Source organism: Streptomyces albidicamelliae, assembly GCF_025642175.1.
GTDB lineage: Bacteria > Actinomycetota > Actinomycetes > Streptomycetales > Streptomycetaceae > Streptomyces > Streptomyces albidocamelliae.
This window is the reverse complement of record NZ_CP106795.1, coordinates 1,697,368-1,716,009: the sequence shown is the minus strand read 5'-3', so window position 1 is coordinate 1,716,009 and position 18,642 is coordinate 1,697,368. Positions and strand designations below refer to the sequence as shown.

Genomic DNA, 18,642 nt, shown 5'->3' with positions numbered 1-18,642 from the left:
CCCCACCCCGGGCCGTACCGCCGGTGCCCGAACAGGGAGGAGACCGACGCCATGTCCGACCGCGACCCGCAGCCGGTGGAGCGTCAACTGCCGACGGAAGAGTCGAGGGATCTGCTCGCACTCGTCCGGGAGATCGCCCAGCGCGAGATCGCGCCGAAGGCGGCCGAGGAGGAGGACGCGGGACGCTTCCCGCGCGACGTCTTCACCCTGCTCTCCGAGTCCGGCCTGCTCGGCCTGCCGTACGACGCGGAGTACGGCGGCGGCGACCAGCCCTACGAGGTGTACCTCCAGGTCCTGGAGGAGCTGGCCTCGGCCCGCCTCACCGTCGGTCTCGGCGTCAGCGTGCACACCCTCGCCTGTCACGCGCTCGCCGGCTACGGCACCAAGCAGCAGCAGGTCGAGCACCTTCCCGCCATGCTCGGCGGCGGCCTGCTCGGCGCGTACTGCCTCTCCGAGCCCGCCTCGGGCTCCGACGCGGCCTCCCTGCGCACGAAGGCCGTCCGCGACGGCGACGCATGGGTGCTCGACGGCACGAAGGCCTGGATCACGCACGGCGGCATCGCCGACTTCTACACGGTGCTGGCGCGTACGGGCGAGGACGGCCCGCGCGGGATCACCGCCTTCCTCGTGCCCGGTGACGCACCCGGGCTGAGCGGCGCGCTCCCCGAGAAGAAGATGGGCATGAAGGGCTCACCGACCGCCCAGGTCCACCTCGACGGCGTCCGGGTCCCCGACGACCGGCGCATCGGCGAGGAGGGCCAGGGCTTCGCCATCGCCCTGGCCGCCCTCGACTCCGGCCGGCTGGGCATCGCGGCCTGCGCCGTCGGCCTCGCCCAGGCCGCGCTCGACGAGGCGGTCGCCTACGCCACCGAGCGCCGGCAGTTCGGCCGGCCCATCGCCGACTTCCAGGGCCTGCGCTTCATGATCGCCGACATGGCGACCCAGATCGAGGCCGGCCGCGCCCTCTACCTCGCCGCGGCCCGGCTGCGCGACGCGGGCAGGCCCTTCGCCAAGCAGGCCGCCATGGCCAAGCTGCACTGCACCGACACGGCCATGAAGGTCACCACGGACGCCGTGCAGATACTCGGCGGCTACGGCTACACCGCCGACTTCCCGGCCGAGCGCTACATGCGCGAGGCCAAGGTGCTGCAGATCGTCGAGGGCACCAACCAGATCCAGCGGATGGTCATCGCCCGTCACGTGGCGGGACCCGAGGCTCGCTGAACTGACCCCGCAGGACCGTGGGGGCCGCCAGCCTGACCCACTCCGGGTCGTGGCGGCCCGGCAGGGTGCGGCCGCCGTCGGCCCAGACCCGCAGGAGATCGCGGTAGATGGGCGGGTCCTGCGGGGGAGGCGGCGGCGGAACCGATTGCGCCGGGCGGGGCACGAAGATGCGGCGCGGACGCCCGGTGACCGTGTGCAAGGGGGTCATACCCCAAGAACGTGACGCGGGTGCCGCGGGTTACCCCCGGGCCGAATCGCGCGTGCGTTCACCGCCGACCTCCTTCCCCCCTCTGGCCGTCTCCGGTCATCTGACGTACCGTCAGCTGACCGTCTCCAGGGGGGTGTCCGTGGCCGACGACGACCGACCCGTACCGCTCGACGAGTACCCCGTGCACCAGGTGCCGCTGTCCATGAAGCACGTGGCGACCGGGGACCGCAACGCCTACGACCGCTGCATCTTCCACGTCCTCGACCACACCGGCCGCGCCCTGCTCATCCTCGGCCTCGGCGTCTACCCCAACCTGGGGGTCGTCGACGCCTACGCCACCCTCCGCACCGGCGACGTCCTGCACGCCGTCCGCGCCTCGGACGCCCTCGGCGAGGACCGGATGCGGCTCGCCGTCGGGCCGCTGCGCATCGAGGTCCAGGAGCCGCTGCGCCGCCTGCGCCTGGTCTGCGAGGACGAGTCGCTCGCCTACGACCTCACCTGGACGGCCGCCTTCCCGGCCCTGTGGGAGCCGCACCACCTCCAGCGCCGGGGCGGCCGGCTCACCCTGGAGGGCCGGCGCTTCGTCCAGGCCGGGACGGTCGCGGGCGTCATCCGCGCGGCCGGCGAGGAACTCGCCGTCTCCTCCGACGGCTGGACCGGCACCCGGGACCGCAGCTGGGGGGTGCGCCCCATGCCGGGCGAGGAGGGCGGACGGCTCGCCGACGACCACCCCGCCGAGGGCTTCCACTGGATCTGGTGCCCGGCCGCCTTCGACGACCGCTTCCTGATGGTCGTCACCCAGGAGGACGCCGACGGCCACCGCTCCCTCAGCGACGCCACCCTCGTCCGCCCCGGCCACCGCGACCGGCAGCTCGGCTGGCCGTACACCGAGATCGGCTACCGCCCGGGCACCCGGCACCCCGAGCGCGCCGTCGTCCACCTCGGCGACCCGCGCGCACCGCGGGTGCTGGAGGTGGAGATCCTCACCTCCTCCCCGCTCGCGATCGGCGCGGGCTATCCGCCCGCCGGCGACTGGCAGCACGGGACCTGGCAGGGCCGGGGCTGGACCGACCGCCGTACCTACGACATGACGTCGCCCGACCCCCTGGCCGCCTACGGCGTCACCGACCACTCCGCCCGGTTCCGGCTCGACGGGCGGACCGGCTACGGGATCTTCGAGCACGGCACCTTCGGCCGGCACGACCCGAGCGGCTTCACCGGATTCGACTCGGTCGCACCCTGAAGGAGGACGAGATGGCCACGGCACCGCGTCCCCGCACCACCACCCGCGACCCCGGGGAACTGACCCGCCGCCTGACCGCCTGGCTCGGCACCCGGCTGCCCGGCGCCCGGGCCACCGGTGTGACCGTCCCGGCCTCCAACGGCATGTCCAGCGAGACCCTGCTGTTCGACATCGATCACCCGCGAACCCCGGTGCGGGCCTGCGCGTTGCGTCTCGCCGCGGACCCGGCGGCCTACACCGTGTTCCCGGAGTACGACATGGCCCGGCAGTACCGCACCCTGCGCCTGGTGGCCGACCACACGGACGTGCCCGTGCCCGGGACGCTCTGGCTGGAGGAGGATCCGGGCCCGCTCGGAGCGCCGTTCTTCGTCATGGCACGGGCCGAGGGACGCGTGCCGCCGGACGTCATGCCGTACACGTACGAGGGCAGTTGGCTGTACACGGCGACCGATGACGAGCGCGAGCGGCTGGAGGCCGCGACCATCGGGCTGCTGGCCCGCCTGCACGACCAAGTGCCCGTCGGCGAGGCCCGGTTCCTCGACCTGCCCGGCGAGGGCGACGCACTGCGCCGGCACGTCACCGCCCAACGCGCCTACTACGCGTGGGTGATCGACGGCCTGGCCCGCTCACCCCTCATCGAGGCCGCCTTCGACCGGCTGGAGGACATGTGGCCCCGCGACCCCGGCGAGGTGGTGCTGAACTGGGGCGACGCGCGCATCGGCAACATCGTCTACGACGGGTTCGACCCGGTCGCCGTACTGGACTGGGAGATGGCGGCGCTCGCCCCGCGCGAGGTGGACCTCGGCTGGACGATCTACCTGCACCGCTTCTTCCACGACCTGACGACCGGCTCCGGGCAACGGGGGCTGCCCGGCCTCCTGCGCCGCGACCGCGTCGAGGCCCGCTACGCCGGGCTGACCGGCCACACCCCGCGGGACATGGACTTCCACATCCTCTACGCCGCACTGCGGCACGCGATCGTGATGCTGCGCATCGCCTACCGGCAGGCGTACTTCGGTGAGGTCGACGTCCCGGCGGACCCGGACGCACTGATCCTGCACCACGACAGTCTGCGCGCCATGGTGCAGGGCAGTCACCCGTACTGAGCGGGGCCTTGCGCGGGCGCCTCAGGCAGCCTGGCGGCGCATCTCCGCCGCCCGCATCGGGCGCGAGCCGGGACCGCCGACGTGCGAGAAGGGCTGCGTCCGCCAGTCCAGGCCCTGGGGCAGCGTCAGCAGCAGGGCGGTGTCCTGCTCCTGCGGGGTGAAGTCCTCGTCCGCGGGGCGGGCCTCGGCCGCCGCACGGCCCGTGCCCGCGCAGACCGTGAGCCCGAACGGGTTCCACGGCGTGGCGCACAGCGCGTGCTCCGGCAGGGCCTCCTCGTCCGCCAGCAGCGCGATCGGCTGCGCGCAGTCCGGGCAGATCACCCGGTACATCTCGAAGGTGTCGTAGGTGTCGAGTTCCTCGTCGAGGGCGTCGGGTTCGACGCCCTCCGGCTCGGGCTCGACGACCGGCTGCTGCCGCTTGGGCGTGGAGCGACCAGGGCGGTTGACACTCTGCATGGGATTCTCCCCCTAAGGCTGGGCCGTGACGGCACTGCGGCCTCGACCACACCAAGCACTTCCCGTCAGCCCTCGGCGGTAATCACGAGAACATCACAGAGCCTGTTCCAGCCATGTGGTGTTCGTCACACGCCGTGCGCAGGTGCCCGGCGGGGGGACCGCCACGGTGCTTTTTGTATCGAACCGGCCATGACCTGCGCTCTCGGCTATCCGAGGAGATCACCCGCACGGTAGGTTTTGGCGCCATGGAGGAGCTGGACCGTCAGATCGTGCAGCTGCTCGTCAAGGACGGGCGGATGAGCTACACAGACCTGGGCAAGGCCACGGGCCTGTCCACCTCGGCCGTGCACCAGCGGGTGCGCCGGCTCGAACAGCGTGGAGTCATCCGCGGCTATGCCGCGGTGGTCGACCCGGAGGCCGTGGGGCTCCCGCTCACCGCGTTCATCTCGGTGAAACCCTTCGACCCCAGCGCCCCCGACGACATCGCGGAACGCCTGGCCGGCGTCCCCGAGATCGAGGCCTGCCACAGCGTCGCCGGCGACGAGAACTACATCCTCAAGGTGCGCGTGGCCACCCCGCACGAGCTGGAGGAGCTGCTGGCCCGGCTGCGCTCCCTCGCCGGGGTCTCCACCCGCACGACGGTGGTCCTGTCGACCCCGTACGAGGCCAGGCCGCCGAAGATCTGAACCCGGGACGCCACGTACCCGGCGTCCCGCCCTCCGGGCGCGCCGCCCCGGTGCCCGCGGCGCCCCGCGCACGCGAGAGACTGTCGGTCATGAGTGAGCAGTCCGCCGAGCCCAAGACCGTCCTGCTGCGCCGCGGGGAGGTGCACAGCCCCGCCGACCCCTTCGCCACCGCGATGGTGGTGGAGCGCGGCCAGGTCTCCTGGGTCGGTTCCGAGGGCGCCGCGGACGCCTTCGCCGACGGGGTGGACGAGGTGGTCGACCTCGACGGCGCCCTGGTCACACCCGCCTTCACCGACGCCCATGTGCACACCACCGCCACGGGCCTCGCCCTGACCGGCCTCGACCTGTCCACGGCCCCGTCCCTGGACGCGGCCCTCGCCCTGGTCCGGGAGTTCGCCGCCGCCCGCCCCGGCGACCGGGTCCTGCTGGGCCACGGCTGGGACGCCGCCCGCTGGCCCGGCGGCCGGCCGCCGACCCGTGCGGAGCTCGACGAGGCCACCGGCGGCCGCCCGCTGTACCTCTCCCGCATCGACGTGCACTCGGCGGTCGTCACCACCGCCCTGCTGGACCTGGTGTCCGCCGACGTCCCGCGCGAGGACGCCCCGCTCACCGCGGACGCCCACCACACCGTGCGCGAGGCCGCCCTGGCCGCCATCACCCCCGCCCAGCGCGCCGAGGCCCAGCGCACCGCCCTGGCCCACGCGGCCTCCCTCGGCATCGGCTCGGTGCACGAGTGCGGCGGCCCGCAGATCTCCTCCGCGGACGACTTCACCGCGCTGCTGCGCCTCGCCGGCGAGATCCCCGGCCCCCGCGTCGTCGGCTACTGGGCCGAGCAGGGCGACGAGGGCGTGACCAGGGCACGCGAGCTCGGGGCCACGGGCGCGGCCGGGGACCTCTTCGCCGACGGCGCCCTCGGCTCGCACACCGCCTGCCTGCACGAGCCGTACGCCGACGCCGGCCACAGCGGCACCGCCTACCTGGACGCCGACGCCGTGGCCGCCCATGTCGTCGCCTGCACCGAGGCGGGTCTCCAGGCCGGCTTCCACGCCATCGGCGACGCCGCCGTGACCGCCGTCGTCGAGGGCCTGCGCGCCGCCGCCGACAAGGTCGGCCTCGCCCGCGTCCGGGCCGCCCGCCACCGTGTCGAGCACGCCGAGATGCTCACCCCCGGGACCGTCGCCGCCTTCGCCGAGCTGGGCCTGATCGCCTCCGTCCAGCCCGCCTTCGACGCCCTGTGGGGCGGCGAGGACGGCATGTACGCCCAGCGCCTCGGTGCCGAGCGGGCCCGCACCCTCAACCCCTACGCGGCTCTGCTGCGGGCCGGTGTGCCCCTCGCCTTCGGCTCCGACAGCCCGGTCACCCCGCTCGACCCGTGGGGCACGGTCCGTGCCGCGGCCTTCCACCACACGCCCGAGCACCGCATCTCCGTCCGCGCCGCCTTCACCGCGCACACGCGCGGCGGCTGGCGGGCCGTGGGACGGGACGACGCGGGGGCCCTGGTGCCCGGCGCGCCCGCCGACTACGCCGTCTGGCGCACCGACGAACTGGTCGTGCAGGCACCCGACGACCGGGTCGCCCGCTGGTCGACGGACCCGCGCTCCGGCACCCCCGGCCTGCCCGACCTCACCCCGGGCCGTGAGCTGCCGGTCTGCCTGCGGACCGTGGTGGGCGGCCGGACGGTGTTCGTACGGCCGGGCGAGTGATCTACCGGGGTGGCGCGGTGGCGGTCGATCCCGGCCGCCGCGTCGCCCGACCTGCGCATCCTCCGCCCGCACCGCAAGGAAGCCGCTGTCCGCGCAGGTCAGGGGAGTGTTGACAGTCGGCGGCCGGGGGCCGGTAGGTTCGGCCGAGTCCACCACCGGACGCCCGACCGGGGAGCGTTCACGCAACTCGTCGCAGCGCCGCTGGGTCAGGGACGGTGTGCCGCACCGGGGCACCGTCACTGGGAGCCAGGCTCAGCGCCCGCGCCGACGGGGGAACCTTCCAGCCGGTCGGCCAGGTGTGACCCGGGTGGGGCCCGGGCGCTCAGTAGACAACGGCTTTCGGTCGATCCGCAGCCAGCGGGTCCCAGGTCGGCCCGAAGGGCGCCGGGCCCCCATCCGTAGCGGCACGCGGTGCCGTAACCGGGCTTCTTACCCCGCTTTTGTGCAATCGACACCGTCGGGGGACCGCGTCGGCGCGTCATGCCAGGCCGCGGCCACTATGGTGGATCCCTGCGTACGACATTGAAGGGGCAGCAGTGAACGACGGCGACGGGACCCTCGCGGCCAAGGCCCAGGGGCGACAGTTCGGTCCGCTCGGCCTGGCCTTGGTGATCATTCCGACCTACAACGAGGCGGAGAACATCAAGACCATCGTCGGCCGGGTGCGCAAGGCCGTCCCCGAGGCGCACGTGCTCATCGCGGACGACAACAGTCCCGACGGAACGGGCAAGCTCGCCGACGAACTCGCCGCCGACGACGCCCACGTGCAGGTGCTGCACCGCAAGGGCAAGGAAGGCCTGGGCGCCGCCTACCTCGCGGGCTTCCGCTGGGGCATGGAGCACGGCTACGGCGTGCTGGTGGAGATGGACGCCGACGGCTCCCACCAGCCCGAGGAACTGCCCCGCCTGCTCACCGCCCTCAAGGGTGCCGACCTCGTCCTCGGCTCGCGCTGGGTGCCCGGCGGCCGGGTGGTGAACTGGCCGAAGTCGCGCGAGTTCATCTCCCGCGGCGGCAGCCTCTACTCCCGCCTCGCCCTGGACCTGCCGCTGCGCGACATCACCGGTGGCTACCGCGCCTTCCGCCGCGAGACGCTGGAGGGCCTGGGCCTCGGCGAGGTCGCCTCGCAGGGCTACTGCTTCCAGGTCGACCTGGCGCGGCGCGCGGTCAAGGCCGGCTACCACGTCGTCGAGGTGCCGATCACCTTCGTCGAGCGCGAGCTCGGTGACTCCAAGATGAGCAAGAACATCGTCGTCGAGGCGCTGTGGCGGGTCACCGCCTGGGGCGTGGGCGACCGTGTCGACAAGATCACCGGCAAGGGCAAGCAGGCCTAGTCCGCACCGCTCCGTTTTCCCCGGTCAGCCCCTTATCCCGCGCTGAGCCGCCGCCAGGCACACTGGGAGCATGACGACTGGCGCTCCCACCTCTCCGTACACCGCCCGCCCCCGGCGCTCCGGGCTGCGCAGGTATCTGCCGCTCGGTGTGGCCGCCTGGCTGGTGCTGGAGATCTGGCTGCTGACCCTGGTCGCGGGCGCGGCCGGGGGGCCCACCGTGTTCCTGCTCCTCGTGGCCGGCGTCGTGGCCGGCTCCGTGGTGATCAAGCGGGCGGGCCGTCGCGCCTTCCAGAGCCTCAACGAGGCCCTTCAGCGGGGCGGATCCCCCGAGCGCGGCGGCGGCAACGGCCTCATGATGCTCGGCGGCCTGCTGCTGATCATCCCGGGCCTGATCTCCGACGCCATCGGTCTGCTCCTGCTGGTCCCGCCGGTCCAGAAGGCCGTGAGCCGCTACGCCGAGAGTGCCGTGGAGAAGCGGCTCCGCAGGGCCACCCCCGGCAGCCTGGGTGACGCCTTCCAGCAGGCCCGCATGCACCGCCCCGACGGCAAGGTGGTGCAGGGCGAGGTCATCCGCGAGGACCGTCCGGAGGCGGGGGAGCAGCGGCCGCCGCTGACGCGCTGAGCCGGGCGGGCGGTCCGGCGCGCCGGACCGCCCGCCGCGACAGAGCATGAAAAACCGCGGGCGCCGTACGTGATGTACGGCGCCCGCGGTTGTGTCTGCGGTGTTACGCGGACTTGCGGCTGTCCCGAGGGTGAACCGCGATGTTCATCGCCCCCGAGCGCAGAACCGCCAGGCGCTCCTCGAGGACCTCTTCGAGCTCCTCACGGGTGCGCCGCTCCATCAGCATGTCCCAATGGGTACGCGCGGGCTTGGCCTTCTTCTCTTCAGGGCCGTCGCCGTCAACGAGGAGTGCTGGGGCCCCGCAGACCTTGCACTCCCACTCCGGCGGGATCTCCGCCTCGACCGAGAAGGGCATCTCGAAGCGGTGCCCCTTCTCGCATGCGTACTCCACGGCCTGGCGCGGAGCCAGGTCGATACCGCGGTCCGTCTCGTAGCTGGTCACTACGAGGCGCGTACCGCGAAGAGCTCGCTCACTCATGAATCGTGCCTCCCGGGCTTGTCGCCCACAGGACAGGTGTCGCTGTCGTCGTCATCCGGTCAACGTCCGGTCGGCGGTAAAGATTCCCGTTCCGTGTCCCGTTCCGGGTCACGCGTCGCCGTCGTAGCCGCCCCTTGTTCTACCCACAGGCGCCCGGTTTGTCACATCTGCTAGCAGATGTCACCCAGCGTTTCGGCATCTTTGACGCGCAGTAACGGTACGCCTGCCAGGCCAAACGCGTACACTACCGCCCTTTGGGTTTGAACGCTAAATCGAAACTAGATCTTCTCCGGAACCGGGTTCCCCGCCGCGCCGATCGCACGCCGCACCGGGACCCGCGCGAGCAGGGCGAACCCGATGACGAAGAAGGCCACGAGCGACAGGATCGCCGAACGGTAGCTTCCGGTCAGCTGGTAGGTCAGGCCGAACAGCAGCGGCCCGAGCCAGCTCATCCCGCGGTCGCTCAGTTCGTACGCGGCGAAGTACTCGGCCTCCTTGCCCGGCGGCACCAGGTGGGAGAAGAGCGACCGGGACAACGCCTGGCTGCCGCCGAGGACCAGTCCGATCCCGGAGGCCAGCACGAAGAACCACACCGGGGCCTTGGCGGGCAGGAACCAGCCGGCCGCCAGGATCGCCGTCCAGGCCACCAGTGAGCCGAGGATCGTCCGCCGGGCGCCGTACGTCCGGGCCAGCCGTCCCATCGCCAGCGCCCCGGCCACGGCGAGGACCTGGACCAGGAGCACGGCTCCGATCAGCGTCGACTGCCCGAGTCCCAGCTCCTCGGAGCCGTAGACCGAGGCCTGGGTGATCACCGTCTGGATGCCGTCGTTGTAGACCAGATAGGCCAGCAGGAACGACAGCGTCAGCGGATGGCCGCGCATGTCCCGGACGGTGTCCACGAGCTGCCGCACCCCGGGAGCCGCCGCCCGCTCCCCGTCCGCGTGGCGGTCCCGGAGCCTGCGCAGCGGTACGAGGGTGAAGGCGCCCCACCACAGGCCCGCCGAGGCCAGGCAGACGCGGACCGCGGCCGTCTCGGACAGGCCGAAGGAGTCGTGCGCCGTGTACAGCACCAGGTTGGCGACGAGGACCAGGGACCCCGCCGCGTACCCGAAGGCCCAGCCGCGCGAGGAGACGGCGTCGCGCTCGTCGGGCGGGGCGATCTGCGGCAGGTAGGAGTTGTAGAGCATCATCGCGACGGACTGCGCCGCGTTGGCCACGACGAGCAGCACCCCGCCGAGCAGGTACCGGTCGCCGTCGAGGAAGAACATGCCGGTGGTCGCCGCCGCACCGGTGTAGGCCGCCGCCGCGAGCAGCGGCTTCTTGCGGCCCGTCCGGTCGGCGGCCCCGCCGACGAGCGGCATCACCACGACGGCCGCGATCACCGACAGGGACACCGAGTAGGCGAAGAAGGAGCCGGCCCGCACCGGGACGCCCAGCGGGTGCACATAGCCGTCGGCGTCCGCGGCGTGCTCGGCGACGGCGGTGAGGTACGGGCCGAGGAACACGGTGAGGACGGTCGTGGAGTAGACCGAGCACGCCCAGTCGTAGAAGTACCAGCCGCGCTGTTCGCGCTTCCGGCCGGCGGTCTCGTCCGCCGTCCGTGTGCGCACGGTCTCGGTGCCCACCCGTGCCCTCGCTTCTCCGCAGAAGTGCCGTGCGAAGGCGGGGCCCCGGCCGGTCCGGGCGGTCAGACCCAGACGCCGCGGTCCTCCATGACCTCGCGCAACGTGTCGATGTGATCGGTCATGATGCCATCAACGCCCAGCTCCAGGAGCCGGTGCATCCGCGCGGGTTCGTTGACCGTCCACACGTGCACCTGCAGCCCGCGCGCGTGGGCGGCGCGGACGAAGCGCTGGTCGACCACCGGGACGCCCGACTGGGCCTCGGGCACCTGCGCCGCGACCGCGGACCGGCGTACCGCCGCGGGCAGCCCCCAGGACCGCAGCCGCAGGCTGAGCACCCCCCGGGTGCCGAACGAGGTGGCCAGACGCGGCCCGGCCAGCCGCTGGGCCCGCAGCACGCGTGCCTCGGAGAAGGAGCCCACGCAGACCCGGTCCCAGGCGTCGGTGCGCTCGATCAGGTCCAGCAGGGGCCGCAGGGCCGGCTCCGCCTTGACGTCGACGTTCCAGCGGACCTCGGGGAAGGTCTCCAGCAGCTCCTCGAACAGCGGCACCGGCTCCCGGCCGCCCACACGCGCCTGCCGTACGTCGTCCCAGCGCAGGTCCGCGATCCGGCCCGCGCCGTCGGTGACCCGGTCCAGGGTCGTGTCGTGGAAGGCGACGAGACGGCCGTCGGCCGTGACGTGGACGTCGGTCTCCATGTACCGGTAGCCCGTCTCGAACGCGCGCCGGAACTGCGCCACGGTGTTCTCCAGCCCGTCGGCGGCCCCGCCGCGGTGGGCGAAGGCGATGGGCCCCGGATGGTCCAGGTACGGGTGGCGTATGGGCGGTGTCGTGAGGGTCACCCCGGCAGTATCGCTCCCTCCGGTGTCGCGGCGGCAACGACCGTGCTGCGGTCCGATGCCGCGGGGACGGCGAACATCCGCAGGAAGAACTGGGCCAGCGGGCCGATGGAGACGGCGTACAGCACCGTGCCGACGCCGATGGTGCCGCCCAGCAGGAACCCGGTGACCACGACCGCGACCTCGATCCCCGTCCGCATCAGCCGGATCGAGCGGCCGGTACGCCGGTGCAGTCCCGTCATCAGCCCGTCGCGCGGGCCCGGCCCGAAGTCCGCCGCGATGTACAGCCCGGTCGCCACGCCGTTCAGCACGATGCCCGCGAGCAGGAGCGGGACGCGTACGGCGAGCGCGTGTGCGTCCGGGAGGAGGGCGAGCGTGCCGTCCATGGCGAGGCCGACGACGAAGACGTTGGAGACCGTTCCGAGTCCGGGGCGCTGGCGCAGCGGGATCCACAGCAGCAGCACCGCCGCCCCCACCACGATCGACACCACGCCGATGGTCAGTCCGGTGAGCTCCGCGAGCCCCTGGTGCAGCACGTTCCAGGGCTCCAGGCCGAGCCCGGCCCGCACGAGCAGCGCGGAACTCGCGCCGTACAGCGCGAGTCCGGCGTACAGCTGGATCGAACGGCGTCCGAGACGGCCGTGCCTCGACATGACGGACACGACATACCCCCCTGGGTGGTGGCGGTGGCCTGACGCATGACACTCTGTGGCTGGGGATGAATCGGCATCCATGGCCAATTCGGGGAAGGTGGACTGATCGTCATGGCGCAGTGGACCTCTGCGATGGGGGCCGCCCAACTGGCGCGGCTCCTCAACTCCCAGCAGGAGCGCCCCGCCGGCCCGGGCACCCGGCGCCCTCCCGCCTACCGTGCCCTGGCCGACGGCATCCGGCTGCTGGTGCTCGAAGGCCGCGTTCCGGTGGCCGCCCGCCTCCCCGCCGAGCGGGAACTCGCCCTCGCCCTCTCCGTGAGCCGGACCACCGTCGCGGCCGCCTACGAGGCGCTGCGCGGCGAGGGCTTCCTGGAGTCCCGCCGCGGAGCCGGGAGCTGGACCGCGGTGCCCGCGGGCAACCCGCTGCCCGCGCGCGGCCTGGAGCCGCTGCCCCCGAGGCCCTGGGCTCGGTGATCGACCTGGGCTGCGCCTCGCTCCCGGCGCCCGAACCGTGGCTCACCCGGGCGGTCCAGGGCGCCCTGGAGGAGCTGCCGCCGTACGCGCACACGCACGGCGACTACCCGGCCGGGCTGCCCGCCCTGCGCGCGATGATCGCCGAGCGCTACACCGCGCGCGGGATCCCCACCATGCCGGAACAGATCATGGTGACGACCGGTGCGATGGGCGCCATCGACGCGATCTGCCACCTCTTCGCGGGCCGCGGCGAGCGGATCGCCGTGGAGTCCCCGTCCTACGCCAACATCCTCCAGCTGATGCGGGAGGCGGGCGCCCGGCTCATCCCCGTCGCCATGGCCGAGGGGCTGACCGGCTGGGACCTGGACCGCTGGCGCCAGGTGCTGCGCGAGGCCGCGCCGCGCCTCGCCTACGTCGTCGCCGACTTCCACAATCCCACCGGCGCGCTCGCCGACGAGGACCAGCGGCGCCGGCTGGTGGACGCGGCCCGCTCGGCCGGCACGGTGCTCGTCGCCGACGAGACGATGTCCGAACTCTGGCTCGACGAGGAGTACGGGAACGGCGGCATGCCCCGGCCCGTGTGCGGCTTCGACCCGGCCGGTTCCACGGTCATCACCGTCGGATCCGCCAGCAAGGCGTTCTGGGCGGGCATGCGGATCGGCTGGGTGCGCGCCGCTCCGGACGTCATCCGCAGCCTGGTCGCGGCGCGTGCGTACGCCGACCTGGGCACGCCCGTCCTGGAGCAGCTCGCCGTGAACTGGCTGTTCAGCACCGGCGGCTGGGAGCAGGCCGTGGACCTGCGGCGCGACCAGGCCCGGGGGAACCGGGACGCGCTGGTGGCCGCCGTACGCCGGGAACTGCCCGGCTGGGAGTTCGAGATCCCGCGGGGCGGCCTGACCCTCTGGGTGCGCGCCGGGGGCCTCTCCGGCTCCCGGCTCGCGGAGATGGGGGAGCGGGTCGGCGTCCGTGTCCCGTCCGGCCCGCGCTTCGGCGTCGACGGCGCCTTCGAGGGCTATGTCCGGCTCCCGTTCACGGTCGGGGGAGCGGTGGCCGACGAGGCGGCGGCCCGCCTCGCGGCCGCGGCCCGTCTCGTGGAATCCGGAGCGACGGGAGGCTCGGAGGCCCCGCGCACGTTCGTGGCGTAGCCGACCGGGGCTGACCGGTGGCGTGCTGCCGGCCGGCGCGCGGCATCCGCCCGCACGTCGCGCGGCGCCGCGATGCCGTGCCGCCGGGGTGTCGCGCCCTTGCGGCGCCGGCCGCCGCGCTGCCGCGGTCACGGGGTGCCGCGTCCCTGCGCCGCCGCGCTGCCCGGTATCCGCCCCCGCGGGGTGACCGCGCCTCCGCGCTGCCGCGCTCTGGGGATGCCGTGGCGCGGGACTACCTGGCTCACCCCCCGCTGCTGTACCGCCGCGCCGACCTGCGGTGTTGCGCCTGGGCACCCTCGCGCCCCTGGAGGGCCGAGCCTCCTGCCGACCCGCCTCGCGCCGCTGGGGTGCCCCGCCTCCGTGTTTTCGCAGCGTCGGGCGCCGTGCCCTCGCGCCGCCGCGTCTGCGGGGGTTCGCGCCGTCGCGCTGCCCTGTGGCCGCCCCGCCGGGGGTACGTGCCGTCGCGCCCTCCCGGGCTACCGATGTCGGCCCGCGCCCCACGCACCCGCCGGGGTGCCCCGGCAGGCATCGCAGCGGGGCCCTACGAGGGTTCCGCGGCCAAGGCCTCTGCGGGAGCCGGGGCGGGCTTCGTGAGGTCCGTCGGGGCCGGCGGCTCCGGCGGCTGCTCGTCCGCCGGGGTCGTGCGCGGCGGCAGCAGCGCCAGCACGGCCTGCCGGTCCACGTCGCTCGTCGCCTCGTCGTACGGATCGGGCGTGCGCGGCACCTGGAGCCGGTGCACCGGGCCCGACCCCAGCCGGGCGTACCCCCGCCCCGGCGGTACGTGTGCGAGGGCCGTCGTGTGCGGCGGCATCCCCAGAACCGCCTCGACCTGTCCCGGTGCCGCGGGCCCGAGCACGACACGCGCGCGGGTGTGCTGCCGTACCGCGTCGCTCAGCGCGTCCGCGCCGTCGATCTGCTCGGCCACCACCACGGTCACGTTCGCGGCGCGGCCGTGCCGCAGCGGCACCTGGAGCAGTGCCTGCGGGTCCTTGCGGCCGTCCGTCGCGGCGAGATGGGCGAAGACGCTCGGGCGGTCCAGCACGATCCACAGCGGTCGCCGGGTGTCCTCGGGCGGCGGGTCGCCCGCCTGCCGGGCCAGGTTGATGGCGATGAGCCGCCGCTCGGTCTCCTGGGCGGCCCACTCCAGGCTGGCCAGCGCCCCGGGGAGGGCGCACTCCACGGCCAGGACGCCGTCCCGGCCGGTCAGGCACGCGTACTCACCCGTGCCGCCGCCGTCGACGATCAGGACGTCGCCGTACTCAAGGGCCTGCAGGGCGATCGAGCGCAGCAGGGTGGAGGTGCCGCTGCCGGGGTGGCCCATGGCCAGCAGGTGCGGCTCGGTGGAGCGGATGCCGGTGCGCCAGACGACCGGGGGGACGTCGATCTCCTCCTCCGCGAAGGACAGGGGGAGCGTGCGCTGGACCTCGCCGGGGTCGGTGAAGCCGAGGACGGTCTCGCCGGGCGCGGTGACGAAGCGCTGGGCGGTGATGTCGGTGGGCAGCGGGGCGAGGACGGTGACCGTGAGCTGGTTGCCCTCCTCGTCCCACGCGAAGCGGTACTCGCGGCCCCGCCCGGCCTTCGCGGTGAGCACCTGCTCGATCCGCGCGCGGGCCGCGGCCTCGCCGTCGGGGAAGTAGGCGGGGTAGCGGATCACGAGGTGACCGACGCGTCCGCCGTCGTCGAACTCGTGCTCGGGGAAGGCCTTCTGCCAGTCCCCGCCGTGCAGGAAGAGCGGCGCGGGGTCCTCGGGACCGGTGAAGTACGGCACCAGGGCCTCGTACAGCGCCTGGAGCCGCTCGGTCTGTGACTCGTCGGGCCCCTCGGGCTCCCGCGGGGTGCGGTCGCGGCCCTGCCAGGCCGCTGCCGCCATCACGGTGATGACGGCGAGCAGCGGCCCGTACGGCACCAGGGCCACGACCAGGAACACCGAGGCCGCCAGGAACAGCAGTGGCCCGCGTCGGTCCTTCGGGGTGTCCGCCCATCTGCGCCGCCCGGCCGTGGCCAGCCGGCGCAGTCCGCGCGAGACGGTGATCAGCGGGTGGAGGACGTCGGTGGCGCTGTCGGCCGCCGTCCGGGCCAGCTCCCGGCTCCGGGCGATCTGCGTCCGGGCGATCTGCGCGCTGTCTTTGCTCAGAATGCGGGGGAGAGGGCGCCGGGCCACTGCTGTCTCCTGATCGTGCGTGCGGGCGTGACGGTCGGGGTCAGAACTTCAGGCCGCCGAGGAGGCTGGCCAGACTCTCGCCGCCTGCCTTGATGCTCGGGGCGATGGCCGTGCTCGACAGGTAGAAGCCGAACAGGGCCGAGACCGTGGCGTGCGAACCCTTCAGTCCGTCCTTGCGGAAGAAGAGGAAGACGATGACGCCGAGCAGGAACACGCCTGACAGGGAGAGGATCATTTCGGGCCTCCTGGTGTCGAAGGTGGGGGACAGTCACCATGAGTTGTTCCAGGATCACAGCATGTATCCATACTATTAAAGGTGCAACTGGGTGAAATACGGCTGATTTCCCCCACTCGGCGGAGCCGATCCGACCCGGTTGACCGGGATTTCCGCCGCCGACGGAGCCTGTCGGTGATCTTTACCTCGGGCAGATCGGGTCATGTGCCGCGAGAGCCAGTACGCTGGCGATTCACTCGTACGGCGGCGTACGGCCGCGTCCCACGCGCTGCCGTACGCTGCCTGACGTTCACCGAAGTTCCGAGGAGAGGCGGTCCGGCCGATGAGCGAAGCCCCCGACCCCGAGGTCGTGGAGCTGGCCACCAAGATCTTCGATCTGGCCCGGCAGGGGCAGACCGAGGCACTCGTGGCGTATGTCGACGCGGGCGTGCCGGCCAACCTCACCAACGACCGCGGCGACTCCCTGGTGATGCTCGCCGCCTACCACGGCCACGCCGACGCGGTGAAGGCGCTGCTCGCCCGCGGCGCGGAGGCGGACCGGATCAACGACCGGGGCCAGACCCCGCTCGCGGGCGCCGTCTTCAAGGGCGAGACGGACGTGATCAAGGTCCTGCTCGAAGCCGGGGCGGACCCCGCCGCGGGCACGCCGTCGGCCGTCGACACGGCCCGCATGTTCGGCAAGGCGGAGCTGCTGGAGTTGTTCGGCGTCAACTGAGCCGGACGTCCTGATCAGGTACGACACGGAAAACGGGGGAGGCGGTAAGAGGCCGCCGTAAATACGGTCGCGGCAGCACACACCGCGGGTCATCATGACGTCGTGATTCACGGACGCGATGGCTGGGCAGGTGTTGCCGCACCGCGCGGGCCGTGATGCGGTCCGCATGGGCCACCGACGAGAGGCAGAGAGAGATGGTCTACAGCAAGCAAGAGACGGCGGGCGCTCCGACGTTGTGTCACGCGGCCAGGTAATGCGTGTTCCCCGGTTGCGTCGACGCTTGATGTGAGGCTGTTTCCCATGTTCGATCCGGTCATAGCGCCCAGCGGTACGCTGCTCGGGCTGCTCCAGCGCGGTCGCGGCGACGGCACGCTGCACGCGCTCACCGCCCCGCGCGCCGAAGCGCTCGCGGCCCTCAACCACTGTGTGCTGAGCGATCCCCGCCACGACTGGCAGGTGGAGAACCGCTCCCTGTACTACGCCCGGCTCTACCTCGACCTGAACGGCGAGCTGGACGCCGTCGAGGCGCACCTGTTCGACGCCGAGGACGTCCTCGACACCGAGGACTCCCGCACCGGCCTGGCACTGGCCGTCCTCGGGCACCTCGCCTCCTACGGCAGGCGGGACGCCCTGGAGCTGCTGCGCAGGTACGCCGCCCACGGCTCCAACTGGGCCTGGGCCCTGGACGAGCTCGCCCTGCGGGACGACGACGCGGGCCTGCGCGCCCTCGCCGCCCCCGTGCTGGCCCGCTTCCCCGCCGATCCCGAAGGCGACGCCGAGCTGGCCGCCACCGTGCGGGACGCCTTCGAACCGCGGCCCTGGCGGCTGTGGGCCGAGGATCCGCGCGAAACGATCGCCACGCGCGTGCGTGCCGCCCACGAAGCCGGCTGTTTCGACCGCTGGCAGCGGCAGATGCGGCCCACCGGGCCGCGCCCCGGCTGGAGCGTGCGCGCCGTCTTCGAATGGGCCCAGCAGGGCATGGACCGCGGCGCCGCCCTCCACGTCCCGGCCGCCCGCTGCCTGGTCGCCGTGGCCGGACCCGAGGACCGGCCCGAGATCCTCCGGGCCGCCCGCGACGGCGACGACGGCGCCCGCTGCACCGCACTGCGCTACCTCGCCGACAGCAACGATCCCGACGCCCTGGACCTCGTCGAGGCGGCCGTCGTGGACGGCACGGCTCCCGTCGTGGAGGCCGCCGTGGACGCCTTCGAGCGGATGCGCAGCGTCGCCGCCGTCGACCGGGCCCGCGGCTGGGCCCAGCGCCCCGACGCCCTCGGCGCCGCCGCCGGACGCGTGCTCGCCTGCCGGGGCGGCACCCAGGACCGTGAACTCGTCCTCGGGGCCCTGCGCGAGGCCGTACGCGGCGAAGGCCCCGACGCACCCACCCTGTGGACGCTCGTCGACGGCGCCGGACGCCTCGGCATCGCCTGCGCGGCCCCCGTGCTGCGCCACGTCTACCGCGAGACGGCCTCCTCCCATCTCCGCGGCCGCGCCGCCCGCGCCTTGGCCGCCACCGATCCCTCCTTCGCCACCGGATTCGCCGTCGAATGCCTGTGGGACTGCGAGGAGACCACCCGCGAAGTGGCCGCCCGGCACGCCGAGACCGGTGACGCGCGGGTCGTGGAGCGACTGCGCCGCCTGGCCGTGGACCCGGCCGAGGAGGACGAGGTGCAGACGGCGGTGCGCAGCCGCTTCGGCCCGGACCTCGCCGCCGGCTGATCCTCCCCCCGCACGCACACGG

16 protein-coding genes and 1 pseudogene are annotated in these 18,642 nt (G+C 73.5%); 10 read left to right on the top strand and 7 right to left on the bottom strand.

Features of this window, described 5'->3' with window-relative positions; all coding sequences use genetic code 11:
- Positions 1-51 precede the first annotated feature (51 nt).
- From N8I86_RS07940 to N8I86_RS07930, 3 genes are all read left to right on the top strand, one after another.
- Positions 52-1,224 carry an acyl-CoA dehydrogenase family protein gene (locus N8I86_RS07940; RefSeq protein WP_073899302.1) on the top strand — a complete coding sequence of 391 codons (1,173 nt, stop codon included), beginning with the start codon at positions 52-54 and terminating at the stop codon, positions 1,222-1,224.
- A 410-nt stretch (positions 1,225-1,634) separates the two neighbouring features.
- The gene (locus tag N8I86_RS07935; RefSeq protein WP_263280081.1) at positions 1,635-2,675 is read left to right on the top strand and encodes an Rv3169 family protein; all 1,041 of its coding nucleotides are present in this window, start codon (positions 1,635-1,637) and stop codon (positions 2,673-2,675) included.
- An 11-nt stretch (positions 2,676-2,686) separates the two neighbouring features.
- Positions 2,687-3,781 (top strand): phosphotransferase family protein, encoded by a 1,095-nt coding sequence (locus N8I86_RS07930; RefSeq protein WP_263277479.1) that lies wholly within the window; start codon positions 2,687-2,689, stop codon positions 3,779-3,781.
- A gap of 21 nt (positions 3,782-3,802) precedes the next feature.
- Here N8I86_RS07930 and N8I86_RS07925 read toward each other — a convergent pair whose 3' ends face one another.
- Positions 3,803-4,237: a hypothetical protein gene (locus N8I86_RS07925; protein WP_073899296.1), complete on the bottom strand. Its 435-nt coding sequence runs from the start codon at positions 4,235-4,237 to the stop codon at positions 3,803-3,805.
- A 245-nt stretch (positions 4,238-4,482) separates the two neighbouring features.
- On the opposite strand from N8I86_RS07925, the gene N8I86_RS07920 reads away from it, so the two are divergent.
- From N8I86_RS07920 to fxsA, 4 genes are all read left to right on the top strand, one after another.
- The gene (locus tag N8I86_RS07920) at positions 4,483-4,923 is read left to right on the top strand and encodes an Lrp/AsnC family transcriptional regulator (RefSeq protein ID WP_073899294.1); all 441 of its coding nucleotides are present in this window, start codon (positions 4,483-4,485) and stop codon (positions 4,921-4,923) included.
- Positions 4,924-5,012: 89 nt separating this feature from the next.
- Positions 5,013-6,626 (top strand): amidohydrolase, encoded by a 1,614-nt coding sequence (locus tag N8I86_RS07915; protein WP_073899292.1) that lies wholly within the window; start codon positions 5,013-5,015, stop codon positions 6,624-6,626.
- Between the two features lie 536 nt (positions 6,627-7,162).
- Complete coding sequence (locus N8I86_RS07910) at positions 7,163-7,957, top strand: polyprenol monophosphomannose synthase (protein WP_073899290.1); 795 nt, start codon at positions 7,163-7,165, stop codon at positions 7,955-7,957.
- A gap of 70 nt (positions 7,958-8,027) precedes the next feature.
- Positions 8,028-8,579: an FxsA family membrane protein gene (gene fxsA, locus N8I86_RS07905; protein ID WP_263277478.1), complete on the top strand. Its 552-nt coding sequence runs from the start codon at positions 8,028-8,030 to the stop codon at positions 8,577-8,579.
- 103 nt (positions 8,580-8,682) lie between these two features.
- Here the strand turns inward: fxsA and N8I86_RS07900 are convergent, their stop codons facing one another.
- From N8I86_RS07900 to yczE, 4 genes are all read right to left on the bottom strand, one after another.
- Positions 8,683-9,057 carry an RNA polymerase-binding protein RbpA gene (locus tag N8I86_RS07900; protein WP_009187548.1) on the bottom strand — a complete coding sequence of 125 codons (375 nt, stop codon included), beginning with the start codon at positions 9,055-9,057 and terminating at the stop codon, positions 8,683-8,685.
- Between the two features lie 278 nt (positions 9,058-9,335).
- Positions 9,336-10,682 (bottom strand): MFS transporter, encoded by a 1,347-nt coding sequence (locus N8I86_RS07895; RefSeq protein ID WP_263277477.1) that lies wholly within the window; start codon positions 10,680-10,682, stop codon positions 9,336-9,338.
- Between the two features lie 62 nt (positions 10,683-10,744).
- Positions 10,745-11,521, bottom strand: a complete 777-nt coding sequence (locus tag N8I86_RS07890) for a glycerophosphodiester phosphodiesterase (protein ID WP_073899284.1) — start codon at positions 11,519-11,521, stop codon at positions 10,745-10,747.
- Positions 11,518-12,171, bottom strand: coding sequence for a membrane protein YczE (gene yczE / locus N8I86_RS07885; RefSeq protein ID WP_073900029.1), 654 nt, complete (start codon positions 12,169-12,171; stop codon positions 11,518-11,520). Before yczE ends, N8I86_RS07890 begins: the two co-directional genes overlap by 4 nt.
- A gap of 111 nt (positions 12,172-12,282) precedes the next feature.
- On the opposite strand from yczE, the pseudogene N8I86_RS07880 reads away from it, so the two are divergent.
- A pseudogene (locus N8I86_RS07880) lies at positions 12,283-13,790 on the top strand (SCO1417 family MocR-like transcription factor).
- 541 nt (positions 13,791-14,331) lie between these two features.
- Here N8I86_RS07880 and N8I86_RS07875 read toward each other — a convergent pair.
- Positions 14,332-15,951: a P-loop NTPase family protein gene (locus tag N8I86_RS07875; RefSeq protein ID WP_073899280.1), complete on the bottom strand. Its 1,620-nt coding sequence runs from the start codon at positions 15,949-15,951 to the stop codon at positions 14,332-14,334.
- Between the two features lie 40 nt (positions 15,952-15,991).
- Positions 15,992-16,186: a hypothetical protein gene (locus tag N8I86_RS07870; RefSeq protein ID WP_073899278.1), complete on the bottom strand. Its 195-nt coding sequence runs from the start codon at positions 16,184-16,186 to the stop codon at positions 15,992-15,994.
- Positions 16,187-16,508: 322 nt separating this feature from the next.
- Here N8I86_RS07870 and N8I86_RS07865 point away from each other — a divergent pair, with 322 nt between their 5' ends.
- Together N8I86_RS07865 and N8I86_RS07860 are read left to right on the top strand one after the other, a co-directional pair.
- Positions 16,509-16,901: an ankyrin repeat domain-containing protein gene (locus N8I86_RS07865; protein WP_073899276.1), complete on the top strand. Its 393-nt coding sequence runs from the start codon at positions 16,509-16,511 to the stop codon at positions 16,899-16,901.
- Positions 16,902-17,201: 300 nt separating this feature from the next.
- Positions 17,202-18,620: a HEAT repeat domain-containing protein gene (locus N8I86_RS07860; protein ID WP_073899274.1), complete on the top strand. Its 1,419-nt coding sequence runs from the start codon at positions 17,202-17,204 to the stop codon at positions 18,618-18,620.
- Positions 18,621-18,642: the final 22 nt, after the last annotated feature.

Excerpts from the sequence above, each read along its gene's own strand:
- N8I86_RS07915 (WP_073899292.1), top strand. The coding sequence starts at position 5,013 with ATGAGTGAGCAGTCCGCCGAGCCCAAGACCGTCCTGCTGCGCCGCGGG.
- N8I86_RS07935 (WP_263280081.1), top strand. The coding sequence starts at position 1,635 with ATGAAGCACGTGGCGACCGGGGACCGCAACGCCTACGACCGCTGCATC.
- N8I86_RS07920 (WP_073899294.1), top strand. The coding sequence starts at position 4,483 with ATGGAGGAGCTGGACCGTCAGATCGTGCAGCTGCTCGTCAAGGACGGG.
- N8I86_RS07925 (WP_073899296.1), bottom strand. The coding sequence starts at position 4,237 with ATGCAGAGTGTCAACCGCCCTGGTCGCTCCACGCCCAAGCGGCAGCAG.
- fxsA (WP_263277478.1), top strand. The coding sequence starts at position 8,028 with ATGACGACTGGCGCTCCCACCTCTCCGTACACCGCCCGCCCCCGGCGC.
- N8I86_RS07860 (WP_073899274.1), top strand. The coding sequence starts at position 17,202 with ATGTTCGATCCGGTCATAGCGCCCAGCGGTACGCTGCTCGGGCTGCTC.
- N8I86_RS07940 (WP_073899302.1), top strand. The coding sequence starts at position 52 with ATGTCCGACCGCGACCCGCAGCCGGTGGAGCGTCAACTGCCGACGGAA.
- N8I86_RS07865 (WP_073899276.1), top strand. The coding sequence starts at position 16,509 with ATGAGCGAAGCCCCCGACCCCGAGGTCGTGGAGCTGGCCACCAAGATC.
- yczE (WP_073900029.1), bottom strand. The coding sequence starts at position 12,171 with ATGTCGAGGCACGGCCGTCTCGGACGCCGTTCGATCCAGCTGTACGCC.
- N8I86_RS07870 (WP_073899278.1), bottom strand. The coding sequence starts at position 16,186 with ATGATCCTCTCCCTGTCAGGCGTGTTCCTGCTCGGCGTCATCGTCTTC.
- N8I86_RS07930 (WP_263277479.1), top strand. The coding sequence starts at position 2,687 with ATGGCCACGGCACCGCGTCCCCGCACCACCACCCGCGACCCCGGGGAA.
- N8I86_RS07900 (WP_009187548.1), bottom strand. The coding sequence starts at position 9,057 with ATGAGTGAGCGAGCTCTTCGCGGTACGCGCCTCGTAGTGACCAGCTAC.